The sequence below is a fragment of the Actinoplanes sp. NPDC026670 genome (genome assembly GCF_040638175.1).
Classification (GTDB): Bacteria; Actinomycetota; Actinomycetes; order Mycobacteriales; family Micromonosporaceae; genus Actinoplanes.
Map to the genome: position 1 here is coordinate 60,520 of NZ_JBEZXU010000013.1, position 12,211 is coordinate 72,730.

10 protein-coding genes and 1 pseudogene are annotated in these 12,211 nt (G+C 70.7%); 4 read left to right on the plus strand and 7 right to left on the minus strand.

What is annotated here, in order from left to right:
* The first annotated feature begins 80 nt into the window (after positions 1–80).
* Positions 81–914: an RNA polymerase sigma factor gene (locus AB0E94_RS15115; RefSeq protein WP_360326458.1), complete on the plus strand. Its 834-nt coding sequence runs from the start codon at positions 81–83 to the stop codon at positions 912–914.
* A gap of 14 nt (positions 915–928) precedes the next feature.
* Positions 929–1,501 carry a hypothetical protein gene (locus AB0E94_RS15120; RefSeq protein WP_360326460.1) on the plus strand — a complete coding sequence of 191 codons (573 nt, stop codon included), beginning with the start codon at positions 929–931 and terminating at the stop codon, positions 1,499–1,501.
* Between the two features lie 38 nt (positions 1,502–1,539).
* Here the strand turns inward: AB0E94_RS15120 and AB0E94_RS15125 are convergent, their stop codons facing one another.
* Both AB0E94_RS15125 and AB0E94_RS15130 read right to left on the minus strand, forming a co-directional pair.
* Complete coding sequence (locus AB0E94_RS15125; protein WP_360326461.1) at positions 1,540–3,360, minus strand: polymorphic toxin-type HINT domain-containing protein; 1,821 nt, start codon at positions 3,358–3,360, stop codon at positions 1,540–1,542.
* 51 nt (positions 3,361–3,411) lie between these two features.
* On the minus strand, positions 3,412–7,848 hold the full coding sequence (locus AB0E94_RS15130) for a ricin-type beta-trefoil lectin domain protein (protein ID WP_360326462.1): 4,437 nt from the start codon (positions 7,846–7,848) through the stop codon (positions 3,412–3,414).
* Positions 7,849–8,107: 259 nt separating this feature from the next.
* On the opposite strand from AB0E94_RS15130, the gene AB0E94_RS15135 reads away from it, so the two are divergent.
* Together AB0E94_RS15135 and AB0E94_RS15140 are read left to right on the plus strand one after the other, a co-directional pair.
* On the plus strand, positions 8,108–8,734 hold the full coding sequence (locus tag AB0E94_RS15135; protein ID WP_360326464.1) for an ATP-dependent Clp protease proteolytic subunit: 627 nt from the start codon (positions 8,108–8,110) through the stop codon (positions 8,732–8,734).
* Complete coding sequence (locus AB0E94_RS15140; RefSeq protein WP_360326466.1) at positions 8,731–9,345, plus strand: ATP-dependent Clp protease proteolytic subunit; 615 nt, start codon at positions 8,731–8,733, stop codon at positions 9,343–9,345. The genes AB0E94_RS15135 and AB0E94_RS15140 overlap by 4 nt, the downstream gene beginning before the upstream one ends.
* A 229-nt stretch (positions 9,346–9,574) precedes the next feature.
* On the opposite strand, the pseudogene AB0E94_RS15145 reads toward AB0E94_RS15140, so the two are convergent.
* From AB0E94_RS15145 to AB0E94_RS15165, 5 genes and pseudogenes are all read right to left on the minus strand, one after another.
* Positions 9,575–9,805 (minus strand): annotated as a pseudogene (locus AB0E94_RS15145) (helix-turn-helix transcriptional regulator); the annotation flags it as partial.
* Positions 9,806–10,008: 203 nt separating this feature from the next.
* On the minus strand, positions 10,009–10,449 hold the full coding sequence (locus tag AB0E94_RS15150) for a hypothetical protein (RefSeq protein WP_360326467.1): 441 nt from the start codon (positions 10,447–10,449) through the stop codon (positions 10,009–10,011).
* On the minus strand, positions 10,446–11,159 hold the full coding sequence (locus tag AB0E94_RS15155) for a hypothetical protein (RefSeq protein ID WP_360326469.1): 714 nt from the start codon (positions 11,157–11,159) through the stop codon (positions 10,446–10,448). The genes AB0E94_RS15150 and AB0E94_RS15155 overlap by 4 nt, the downstream gene beginning before the upstream one ends.
* A complete protein-coding gene (locus AB0E94_RS15160; protein WP_360326470.1) occupies positions 11,152–11,469 on the minus strand; it encodes a hypothetical protein in 318 nt (105 codons plus the stop codon). The genes AB0E94_RS15155 and AB0E94_RS15160 overlap by 8 nt, the downstream gene beginning before the upstream one ends.
* Positions 11,466–12,203, minus strand: coding sequence for a YbaB/EbfC family nucleoid-associated protein (locus AB0E94_RS15165; RefSeq protein WP_360326472.1), 738 nt, complete (start codon positions 12,201–12,203; stop codon positions 11,466–11,468). The genes AB0E94_RS15160 and AB0E94_RS15165 overlap by 4 nt, the downstream gene beginning before the upstream one ends.
* Positions 12,204–12,211 lie beyond the last annotated feature (8 nt).

Below are 12,211 nucleotides of genomic sequence, written 5' to 3' on the forward strand. Positions count from 1 at the left end.
CACCAGACGACCGGGGTGGGCGGGAAGTTCGGGCCGGTGGTCAACAAATCGTCCAGTGGGCGTCTCTAGGTTCGTCCGGCATGGAGACCGAACTGCTCGTCCGTGCCGCCCAGCGCGGCGACGCGGCCAGCCTGACCAGGCTTTTCCAGGCACACTACGCCGGGATGCGGTCGGTCGCGCAGCAGATCCTGGGCGCCGGGCCGGACGCCGACGACGTGTGCCAGGAGGCGGCGATCACCGTGCTCACCCGGATCGGGCAGCTGCGTGATCCGTCGGCGGTACGGTTCTGGCTGCATACGATCGTGCGCAACCTCTGCCGGACCCGACTGCGGCAGGCGCAGCCCGTACCGATGGATATGTCCGATCTTGATCTGGCCTTTGCGGCTGACGACCCGGTCGAACGGTATGCCGACCGGGACTGGGTGCGGCATGCGCTGGCGCGGCTGTCGCCGGCGTTGCGGCCGGTGACGATGCTGCGGTATTTCAGCGCACACGATTCCTACGAGCGGATCGCCGGGCTGTGCGTGATTCCGGTGGGCACGGTTCGCAGCCGGCTCAACGAGGCCCGGCGGCAGCTTTCCAAGATCCTTCCGCTGGTACGGGACGAGCGTCACGACGAATCCGCGGCGCTGACCACGCTACGCCGGGCCGAGGCGGCAGCGATCCTGGACGGTTCGCCGGGGGCGGTTCGTGGCCGGTGGGCGCACAGCGCGGTGGTGTGCTGGCCGGACGGACGCCGTACCACCGGATTGTCGTCGGTGGTGGACTCGCTGCGCCGTGCGGTGAGCCCGCAGCGTCTGGTCGACGTGGTGGCCGCGCCCGATGTCACCGTCTGGGAGACCACGACCGGCACGTGGCTGCTGCACGAGCGCGGCGGGCAGGTCCGCAACGTACGTCTCGCCGTCGATGTTTAGGGCATGATGCCGGTATGGATCAGAGCTACGTGGAGATGGCCCGCCAGCTGCGGGAACTGGGCTGGTGGCAGGACTTCTCGGCGGAGGACGCCGCCACCGGGGAACGTGCGGTCGCGGAGGGCGCACATCCGCTCGGTGGCAAGGCGACCCTCGACGAGGAGCCGGGGTCCCGCTTCTTCGAGGTCGACGGGGAGGAGATGGCCGAGGGCGGGGTCGCCCGTACCCTCCAGGTCGATCTCGTCCCGGCCCTGCGCGAGCACGGTGTGGACCTTCGATTCGAGTTGATCGACTATCCCGGCAGCGTGGACAGCGGTGACTACGTCATCGCGATCAACGGCCGCCGCTGTGTGGTGTGGACGCCGGCCGACTGGGCGGCAGGCAACCCGTGGTGGGTGTCGACGGTCCGGCCGCTCGCGGTGGTCAACGACCTGCTCGCCGAGGCCGGTGCGGTCCCCCGGCTCTACACCCTCTACGCCGGCAGCAACCAGGGCGAGGCGTGGCTGCTCGACCCGCGCATCGCCGAGGTCATCGCCGGCAGCGGCGTGCTCAAGGAGGAGTCGCTGCCCGCGCTCCCCGCACACGCGTGACAGCGGGCGCCGCCGAGGCGGCGCCCGCCATCCTCCGGTCAGCCGTCGATCGGGTGCAGGTAGAGCTGGATGTTCATGCCCTTGGCCTCCTCGACGAGTTCCAGGGCCTTCTCCACGTAGCCCGGCGGCGGGTTCTGCGGGTACGCGACCCGCAGCACCCAGTTGGAGATGTCGCCGCGCTTGTACTGCTTCGACAGGGTCCAGCCGTCGTCGACCAGCCGACCGTTGTTCAGCGTCTTCAGCAGCGATCTGATCTTGCTCTTGAACTTGCCCGCCGAGTCGATCGTGTCGTACCGCCAGTCGACGGTCTTGATGCTGGTCCCGGTCCTCGTCGCGGTGTCGTAGGCGTCGATGTACGGGTGGCCCGGGTAGAGGTTGCCGCCGAGCGCGTCCTCGATCTTCAGCCCGTCCGTGCCGGTGATGTGGTCCCACGTCCCGGATCGCAGGCCGAGGACCTTCTGCACGGCCTGGATGACCGGGCAGGTGTTGTGCACCAGGATCGGCAGACCGCCGTCGACGACGAAGTACGTGTGCACGCCCTCGACGGACAGGTCATGGGTGGTCATCGAGCCGGTGTAGTTACGGACCGACACGACGGTGACCGGTTCGGCCCCGTCGGTCCGCAGCAGGTCACCGGCCGTCAGCCGGCCCGCGTCCACGAACGCCTGACGGTTCAGGCTGTAGAACGGGTGGTTCTGCGTGCCGGTGACGACCGCCCGGCGGCCGTCCGGGCCGGTCACCGTCAGTTCGGTGAACTCGGTGTCGGTCTCGGTGACGTGCACCTCGGTGACCCGGTGCGCCTGGACCGTACCGCCGGGCTCGGCGTTGCGGACCAGGTCGCCGACCCGGACGTCCTCGATCGCCTTGACGCTGCCGTCGGCCATCAGCACGCCGGTGCCGGCCGCGAAACTGTGGCCGGTCAGGCAGGAGCCCCAGCCGTTGAAGATGGCCTTGGCCCGGGCCGCCATGGCGGCCTGTTTGAGCTTCAGGAACGTCCGCGCGTTGATCGAGGTGACCTTGAGCGCGCCGATCGCCGCGTCGATGCCGGCGACGTTGTACGCCACCATCGCGATCCGCAGCTCCTTGACAGCGAGCGCGATGCCCTTGAGCGCGAACGGCAGGACGATCTCGGCGACCACGAACCCGCAGTCGAGCCAGCTGCCGCCGTCGTCGCCCGGGGTGAGCTTCTTGTAGCAGCCGATGAACTCGCCGAACAGGATGCCCGGCAGCGCACGCAGCGTGGATTCGAGCATCTGCTGCTGGGTCACGTGGATCGTGGCCTCGGTCGAGACGTCGAACGGTTCGGTCATCAGCTCGTCGAGCTGGACCTGCGGCCCGCTGCCGGTGTTGATGCAGACGTTCGGGTCGGCGCTCGGCGTGACACAGCTGGCCAGCAGGTAGACGTAGTAGCCCTGGGACCGGTAGATCCCGGTCACGTCGCAGCCGCCGGTCCCGACGCAGTCACTCGTCGGGTTGAAGCTGTATCCGGTCTGGACCGGGACCATGTAGATGTTGTCGAGCGACGTCGCGACCGCGTCACCGCCGTTGGTGACCTGGCCGGTCTGCTGCGGGTTACTGGCCAGCGCCTGTTCGATGGCGTTGAGCGACGCCTGCGCCGCGTCGGCCGAGGCCTGGGCGTTGTCGGCGGCCTCCCGGGCCGACGCGGCGGACAGCTCAGCCTCGGTCGCGAACTGGTCGGCCTGTTCGGCGTCGGCCGCGGCCTCGTCCGCCGCGCCCCGGGCCGCGACGGCGTCCCGTTCGGCCTCGTCGGCCGACGACTCCGCCGACGACGCGTCGGCGTCCGCGGCGGCCGCCGAGTTGCGAGCCCGTTCGAGGGCGGCCTGCGCCTTGGCGTCCATCTCGTCGATCCGTGCCGACGCCTGCTGGGTCGCCTTGGCGTCGGCCGCGGCCTAGGCCGCCGACTTGGTCGCCGCCGCAGCCGAGGCGGCCGCCTTGGACGCCGACACCGCCGCGTCCGCCGCCGCCTGGGCGGTCAGCTTCGCGTCCCCGGCGGCCCGGTTCGCGGCGTCCACCGCGGCGGCCGCCAGTGCCGAGGCGGCAGCCGCCTGCGCCGCCGAGACGTTGGCCTGGGCCTCGGCGATCGTCTTGGCCGCCTGCGAGCTGAGCACCGCGAGGCCGGCCGCCGAGTCGGTGGTCGCCCACGGGTCGGCCAGGTCGATCGCCTCGTCGGCCGGCGCGGCCACCTTCAGGGCCGCCGCGGCGGCCTCCTGCGCGGCCTGTCCGGTCGCCACGGCCTGGCCGATCGCGACCGCGCTGTCGGCGAGCGCACCGGCCGCCTCCTGCTTGGCCTCGATTGCCGCGGCCTTGGCGTTGGCCGCTTCCTGCTTGGCGTCGGCGGCCGACTGCCGGGCCGCGGTGGCGAAGTTCGCCGATTCGCGGGCGTTCCAGATCGCGTCGGCGGCGAGGGCGTGGCCCTTCACCGACGCGGCCCGGGTCTGCTTGACCGCGGTCTCCGCCTTGCGGACGTCGGCCGCGGCCCGGTCCGCGGCGGCCCGGGCGACGGTGGCCGCCGTCCGGGCCCGTGCGGCCGCGCCCTCGGCGGCGCGGGCCGCCTGGTTGGCGTTGTCCGCGGCGACACCCGCGTCGTTGGCCGCGGCCCGGGCGATGCGGGCCTCCGCCTCGGCGGCGTCGGCGCCGGCCGAACCCTGCGCGGCCGCTGCCTTCGCGTCGGCCACCGCAGCCGCGGCCATCTTCTGGTCGAGGGTCTTGCGTGCGGCGTACGCGCGGGACTCGGCCGCTGCGGCGTCGGATTCGGCGCGCAGCGCTGTCGCCTCGTCGGCGTCCGCCCGTCCGGCTGCCGCCTGGGCCTCGTTCTTCTTCGACTCGGCGATCGCGGCCTGCTGCTGCGCGGTCGCGTTCGCGGCGGCCGCCTTCTGCCGTTCCGCCTCGGCGGTGGCCTTGGCCTTGGCCGCGATCTGCTGCTGCCGGGCCGCGTCGTCGGCGGCCGCCTCGGCCCGGGCCAGCGCCGCCTTGGCGTTGGCCTCGACGACCGCGATCTTCGCCTTGTCCGCGGCGACCTTGGCGGCGGCGTTGGCCGCGGCGGTCGCCTGGGCCTGCGCCTGGGTGGCCAGCCGGGCGGCGCGGGCGGCGCTGTCCTGAGCCGACTGGCGCAGGAACAGGGCACGGGCCGCGTGTGCCTGAGCGCCGGCGTTCGCGAGCAGGGTCGCCGAGTTGGCCAGGGTGGCGTTGGTGGCCGCGACCACGGTCTGCATCGCGTTCGCGGTGGCCTGCGCCGACGCCGCCGCGGCCAGGGCGATCTGCGCCGACTGCTGGGCGTAGGTCAGCCCGCGGCCGACCGGGAACCCGGCGCTCGTGGCTGTGGTGTAGGCCCGGTCACGGGCGGCGACCGCCTTGTCGGCGGCGTCCTGCGCGACAGCCGCGTGGTTCTTGGCCGCCTCGGCCAGCCCGGCGACCTTCGCCTTGATCAGGTTCAGGTTCTTCGGGGCGGCCGTCATGTCGACGCTCGACCAGTCCGACGGGAACTTCGTCTTCTGGTCCTGCGCCCACAGGATGCCGCGGGCGGTCCAGGCGTACCCCAGGCCGTCGTGCATCGTCTCGGCACTGGCCCGCAGCGTGTCCAGGGCCTGCATCTCGGCGGCGATGATGTCGGCGCGGGGCTGAGCCTGCGCGTTCAGTTCCGCCTGCCATTCGGCCCAGGCGGTCTCCTCGACGTCGATCAGCACTTCTTCGGGGTCGATCGGGTTGGTCGGGTCACCCTGCGCCCAGCGCGTCTTGAGGGACTCGACCTCGACCCGGAACTCCGTGGTGCCCGGCTGCGGCGCCACGGTCGGCCAGCCGTCGTACTGGATGAACCGGCGAACCTCGTCGGCCGAGCCTTCGATGGCCTGCCGGGAGTACATGTTCCACTTCCACGCGTCGGCCGGGACGGCGGCGGCGTGAGCGGCGGCGATCTCGCGGACCTTGGCCTGGGCCGCGGCTTCGGCCTTCGGCATGGTCAGGTCGGCGTAGACGGCGCTGGAGGTCATCCGGCGGGTGGCGTCGGCCGACATGAAGTCGGTGACGTCGGTGTCGTAGTCGGGCACCGAGCCGTAACCGGACATCGGGTAGCCGCTGAAGTTGTCCCGGCGGCCCGACTCCCGCTGGGCGCGGGCCTGGTCGGCGGTCTTCGCCGCGGCGATGTCGGCGTTGAGCGGAACGCTGGTGCCGTTGTACCAGCCGTCCAGCCAGGTGCCGTCGACCCAGGTGTGCCAGGGCGTCTTCAGCGCGGTGTCCGGGCCGGCCAGCGTCTGCGCGGCGGCCTGGCGTACGTTGCTGCCGCCGGCGTGCAGGACCAGAGCCAGGTGCGCGCGGGTGTCGCGGGCCCACTCGGCCTCGTCCATCGCCCGCTGCCGCTCCCAGTCCGACGCGGTGCCGGACGGAAGGACGGACGGGGTCGCGGTGACCGGGCCGACGAAGGTGCGCGCCGCGTGCGGGACGTTCCACACCTGGGCGCCGGTGTTGTTACAGGTGTAGATCCACAGCTGGGTGCCGTTGACCGTGGTCGAGTTCGGCACGTCGAGACAGCGACCCGAGTTCGGGTTGACCAGACGCGGCCGGCCGGCGGTGTCCCAGCCGACCACCCACTGCTGGTCCAGGGTGCCCGCACACTTGGCCATCACGGTCAGCGTCTTGTCGGCGGTCACGGTCTCGCCGCCGTTGAGGCCCAGGCACATGCCGCCCGCGGTGAGCGTGCCGTCGGTGTTGAGCAGCCACGGCAGCAGCGGGCCGGTGGAGTAGCCGACGTTGCAGGTGTAGAGCACCACGGCGGTGGCCGCGGCCGGAACCGCTGTCGTCGACGCCGGGATCGCGCACTTGCTCATCACCGTGTTGGTGATCGGCCCGCTCGGCGCCTGCGGCCGGGTCGGCGGGAGGAACCGCTGCGCGTCCGAGCCGTTGCACGCGTAGATCCACAGGGCCACGTTGTTGGCGGTCGACGAGCTCGGCGTGTCCAGGCAGCGGTTGGCGGCCTGGTTGTTGAGCTGGATGCTCCCGTTGCGGTGGTACTCGAAGATCCAGTGCTGGCTGTCCCAGTCGTGGCAGTCGTACATCTGGACCGGGCGGGCGCTGTCCTTCTCGGTGGCCAGGTCGGTCTCGGTGGTGAACGCCGTGCCGAGCCCGGTCCGGGCCAGCACCAGTCCGGTGCCGCCGACCACGGCGTGCAGACCACCGGCGCCGGCCGACAGCGAGTCCCCGAAACCCGGGGACGAGGGGGCCGACACCTCCTTGGTCCAGCCGCCGGCCGCGACACCCTTCTTGGCGTAGACGAAACCGTCCGAGCCGCGCATCACCTGGGTGCCGTCCGAACCGGCCGCGATGGCGGTGTCGAAGTTCGGGTCGGCGGCGGTGATCGTGGACTCCTTGACCCAGCCGCCCATGCCGATGCCGGTCTTGGCGTAGACGTAGCCGTCGCTGCCGATCAGCATCTGCACGCCGCCGTTGGTGGCGATCGCCTTCGCGCCCGGGGCGAGCTCCTTCACCCAGCCGCTCGCCGGGCCGATGCTGTTGCGGGCGTAGACCGCGCCGTCACTGCCGATGATCATCTGGGTGCCGTCGGAGCCGACCGCGATCGCCTTCACACCGGCGGCGCTCTCGGCCACCCAGCCGGACGCGTCACCGATGCCCTGCCGGGCGTAGACGATCTTGTCGGAGTACGAGAGGTACATCTGGACGCCGCCGTTGGTGGCGATGTCCTCCACCCAGCCGCCGCCCTCGTACACCCAGCCGTCCGCGCCGACGTTGCTGCGCGCGTAGATGCCGCCGTCGGCGATCATCTGGGTGCCGTCCGAGCCGACGGCGATGTCGGAGACGTTGTAGTCGGTCTCCTTCGTCCAGCCGCCCAGGCCGACAGCGCTGGTCTTCGCGTAGACCTGACCGCCTTCGGTCAGCATCATCTGCAGCGTGCCGCCGATCGCGATCGACTGGGCGGCGCCGCCGTTGGTGCTGGTGACGGTCAGGCACTTGGTCGGCGCGGCGGCCGACCGGATGGTGCCGTCGTCCCAGAGGTCGGTCTCGCGCTGGTAGGTCCAGTTCTGGGTGGCCGCGCCGGAACAGGCGGCCGACACGATCGGAGCGCCGTTGGCGGTGTTGCCGTTCATGTCGTCGAGGCACTTACCGAGACCGTCGTTGCGGATCAGGCCGGTGGCCTGCGCGTTGAGGTCGGAGATCTGCGACGCCCCGGTGTTACCGAGGTTCCAGTCCGGCGCGGCCTGCGCCGGGAAACCGTGGGCGAGCGAGGCCAGCACGGTGACGACGGTGCTGACGACCAGAGTTCTGATGGTGGTTCGGCGTTTTGACAGCCCGAAAGATCGCACGACGCGTCGCGCCATGACTCATACCCCCCGACAACGGCCCGCATCGATGACGGCCGTTGGTGAAATGCAAGTCCCCGTGATCTTGCACACGGGAGAGTAGACCTGCGAAATCCGCGCAGGCAATAGACGAATGCAAAACTGCCGATATGGGCGTCGAGTGGCCTCCCGCCACCTTCTGGACGGCCTCATCTGCTGACCGCAGATCGGCTTGGCCGGCGGGCGTCATCACCTCGAAGGTGGAGACGGAACGCAGGGCCGAGCCCGAGGAGAAACCATGTATCCATTCACTGCCGCGGCGACGGGCGGGACCGGGTCCGTCGACGACCAGCTGTCCGTCCAGCTGCTGCACCAGCGCATCATCGTGCTCGGGGCCGAGGTCGACGACCCGATCGCCAACCGGATCTGCGGGCAGCTGCTGCTGTTGTCCGCGGAGGACCCGCTGAGCACCATCAACCTGTACATCAACTCGCCGGGTGGCTCGGTCACCGCCGGGCTGGCGATCTACGACACCATGCGGCTGATCCCCAACGACGTCAGCACGCTGGCCCTCGGGCTCGCCGGCAGCATGGGGCAGTTCCTGCTCACCGCCGGCACCCCCGGCAAGCGGTACGCGCTGCCGCACGCCCAGATCCTGATGCACCAGGGCTCGGCCGGGTTCGGCGGCACCGCGGCGGACGTGGAGATCTACGCCAACCAGCTGGAACGGCTCGGCCAGACACTGCTGCGCCTGACCGCCGAGCACACCGGGCAGACGATCGACATGGTCGAACGCGACAGCCGGCGGGACCGCTGGTTCACCGCCGAGGAGGCGCTCGAATACGGCCTCATCGACCGGGTCCTCGACAGCGTCGACGACGTACGCCCCGACATGACCCACCGCCCGATGGGACTGAGCGCATGAGCCACTACACCATCCCGACCGTCGTGGAGAAGACGCCGAGCGGGGAACGCGCCTTCGACATCTACTCGCGGCTGCTGTCGGACCGGATCATCTTCCTCGGCACCGAGATCGACGACGGCGTCGCCAACGTGGTGATCGCCCAGCTGATCCACCTGGAGTCCAGCGGGGAACAGGAGATCGGCCTGTACATCAACTCGCCGGGCGGCTCCTTCAGCGCGCTGACGGCGATCTACGACACGATGCACTTCATCAGGTGCGACATCGCCACCACCTGCGTCGGCCAGGCCGCATCGGCGTCGGCGGCGCTGCTGGCGGCCGGCACCCCGGGCAAACGGTCGGTGCTGCGGCACGCGAAGGTGACCCTGCACCAGCCGTCCGGCCAGGCCCGCGGCACGCTGCCGGACCTGGCCGTGGAGGCCAAGGAGGTGGCCAAGGTCCGGGCCGAGATGGATCAGATCCTGGCCGAGCACACCGGCCATTCGGTCGCCAAGATCCGGGAGGACACCGACCGCCGGCTGACCCTGGCCGCCCCCGACGCCGTCGCCTACGGCCTCGCCGACCGGGTCATCACCCGCCGCGAGCCGCGCGGTTACCGGCTCAACGCCGCCTGATCGAGCGCCGTTTGAGCCGGTAACCACCTGGCCGAGCGGCGCTGATCCGGAAGCCGCCTGATCGAGCGGCGCTGAGCCGGAAGCCACCTGATCAGGCGGCCAGCAGAACGACATCGCCGGTCCGGGCGCCGCGCGGGGCGTGTGCCGCGCGGCGCAGCCGGACCGTCTCCAGCCGGGCGGTCTCCAGCCGGAGGACCGGGGCGCGGTGCGCGGTGAGGTCGCGCCCCACCTCGGCCAGCAGGTCACCCAGCCCGATGCCCAGCGAGTCACAGACGGCGGCCACGATCTCCGAGCTCGCCTCCTTACGGCCCCGCTCGACCTCGGACAGGTACTGCACCGAGACGCACGCGTCCCGGGCGACCTCGGCAAGGGTCCGCTCCTGCTCCAGCCGACGGCGCCGCAGCACCTCGCCGAGCAGGGTGCGCAAGAGAGGCCGCGGTTGGTACGTCACGTCTGCCATGCACCGACGGTAGTGAGCCGTCGTCGCCCCCGACACCCGATCGAACCCGGTTCTGCCAGCAGCAGAGGAGCCTGCGGTGAGATTCGGCCCCGGATGCACGGCCCGCCGGCACCGCATCCGCGTCCGCGGATCACTAGACCTGGCCGTGCGCTCGATCAACGCGACGAACACGATCAACACCGGGCGCCGCCACCGCGGGCGGTTCACCCGTTTCGGGTACGGCGAACCGCTGCCCCGGCGACGACGAGCCCGCCGATGGCATCACCCACCGCGAGCACGACTCCGAACGCCGGGAACGCAGCGGCCACCGCGGAGACGCCGAAGGTGAGAGCTCCCACCGTCAGCGCGAGAATCACGCCACCCAGCCGCAACCACGCCAGACCGGCCGTGACCCGGGCCAGACCTTGACCTCGCGGCCCGCGCAGAAGAGCCACGATCGCGAACATCGCGAGCAGGACACCGACCGCGGCGGACAATCCCATCACGGTGAACGGCATGGCTTCCTCAGGTGTGAAGCCGCCGTCCCGGCGTCCCTGCCAGGCCATCGCCCCGAGCAGGGCGAGAAGGCATTCGGCCAGCGCCACCACCACGATCATGATGATGAGCATGGCGTTCCCGGCCCGCTTGGCCGGAGTGGCGGTCATGACGTACCCGCCGGCGGCCAGTGGCCCCGGAGGAACCCGGTGTCGTCGAACTTCTGCCGCAGTGTGGTGTTGGCCGAGGTGCAGGCCCTCTTGAGGGTCTCGCAGCCGACGATCAGCGCCACCGACGCGGTCACCGCCGCACCGGCCGCGATGAACGGCGCCGCCGGCATGCCGAGAATCGTGGCGCTGGAGGCGATAGCGCCGACGAGGCCGACAGCCAGAGCGACCAGGGCCCCGGCCAGACCGGTCCAGAACAGGAAGACCCCGTTGTGCACCTGGTCCAGAGCCGTGGCGAGGCCATCGGTGAGGGTCGTCTTGACCTTCTCCAGAGCGGTCTTCTGCAAGGGCAGCATCTGCCGGTACGCGTCCGCGGCATCCCCGTCCCAGTTGGTGTCCACGGTGAGCAGCCCCGCGTCGGCGGCCTGCACCTGGCCGCTGACCGGAACACCGACCCGGTCGCTCCACGCCTGCGCGGTCGTCGACAGCGCGGACAGTGAACCCATGTTGGACAGGATCGTCGTCAGGTTGTCCCAGATGCGCTGCATGAACGCGCAGAAGTCATCCCAGCCCTGGCGGATCCGGGACTGCAGGGGCGGAGGGATGTACCCCATCTTGTCGTTGATCGAGTTCTGCAGCTCGACGGTCTTGCCGTCGATACGGGAAATTGTCGAGTTGATGCGTTCGAGGAGGACTGCCTCGGTGCTACTCACGGACCTCCCACACTCCCTCCAGTTCCCGGGCGGCTCGGTCGTTGTTCGTCTCGTACTCGTAGGCGACCTTGTCGAGCTTCCTGCTCAACCCGCTGTACACCTCGCTCGCCTCGTCCAGCAAGGTCACCACCTTGCGCTGCAACTCGGCGTAGGTGTCCAGCAGCCCGCTCGGCAGCGAGGCCCAGGACAGCTCGCCGGGCCCCAGATTCAACAGACTCGCCTCGTGAGCCGCCTGCCTGGTCACCGACGCGACCTGTTCCCACGACGCGGCATCCTGGCGCAACGCCTCCAGTGCGGCTTTCAGAGTCATCGGCTGTCCATTCCGAATCGCCGGGCGAAACCGAATGGATCCTGCATCACCCACTGCGCCTCGCCGAGCGGGCTGTCGGCGATCAGACGCTCGACGCCGTGTGCGGCGACCTGCTCGTAGGCGGCCCGGAAGGCCATCACGATCTGCCGGGCGAGATTCGCCTCGTGGGCGTCGTCCAGCCAGGAGCGCTTGAACCGGACGGCCACGACGTCACCGCCGCCGGTCAGTTCCACGGTCACCTCACGGTGCGAACTGTGGCCGGTGTGGGTTGCGCTCAGGGTCTGTTGCATCCGGCTGGACACCTCGTCGAGACCCTGCTCGATCGACTCGACCACGTGAAGTAGCACGACCAGAGCGGCTTCACGGTCGGCACCGGAGAGCGGGGCCGACGTGATGGCCTCCAGGTGCTGCTGAAGCCTGGCGGGCGGGGGCACCGGTTCCGGCGCGACGGGTCTGGCGTACTCGTCGCCCCATGCGGTCAGGCGTCGCACGGAGGCGTCCCGGACCGCTTCGGCGACTGCCTCGCCCAACTGTTCCCTGGTCAGACTCGACCGCCAGCGGTTCACCACGCTGACTGTGGCAACCCGGCCGTGCTCGTTCAGCGTCACCGTCACCGACCCGGTCGAGTCCGAACCCGCTTCCCCGGGCGCGTGTGCGGCCGAACGTGCCCGCCGTAGCAGTGCCTCGCCGTCGTCTCTCAGGACGGCCAGGGCCCTCAAGCGATCGTCAAACATCGGTCATC

Bases quoted from the DNA above. Each gene is read 5' to 3' on its own strand.
- AB0E94_RS15165 (WP_360326472.1), bottom strand. From the start codon at position 12,203: ATGTTTGACGATCGCTTGAGGGCCCTGGCCGTCCTGAGAGACGACGGC.
- AB0E94_RS15140 (WP_360326466.1), top strand. From the start codon at position 8,731: ATGAGCCACTACACCATCCCGACCGTCGTGGAGAAGACGCCGAGCGGG.
- AB0E94_RS15115 (WP_360326458.1), top strand. From the start codon at position 81: ATGGAGACCGAACTGCTCGTCCGTGCCGCCCAGCGCGGCGACGCGGCC.
- AB0E94_RS15125 (WP_360326461.1), bottom strand. From the start codon at position 3,360: ATGGACGCCAAGGCGCAGGCCGCCCTCGAACGGGCTCGCAACTCGGCG.
- AB0E94_RS15150 (WP_360326467.1), bottom strand. From the start codon at position 10,449: ATGACCGCCACTCCGGCCAAGCGGGCCGGGAACGCCATGCTCATCATC.
- AB0E94_RS15160 (WP_360326470.1), bottom strand. From the start codon at position 11,469: ATGACTCTGAAAGCCGCACTGGAGGCGTTGCGCCAGGATGCCGCGTCG.
- AB0E94_RS15135 (WP_360326464.1), top strand. From the start codon at position 8,108: ATGTATCCATTCACTGCCGCGGCGACGGGCGGGACCGGGTCCGTCGAC.
- AB0E94_RS15130 (WP_360326462.1), bottom strand. From the start codon at position 7,848: ATGGCGCGACGCGTCGTGCGATCTTTCGGGCTGTCAAAACGCCGAACC.
- AB0E94_RS15120 (WP_360326460.1), top strand. From the start codon at position 929: ATGGATCAGAGCTACGTGGAGATGGCCCGCCAGCTGCGGGAACTGGGC.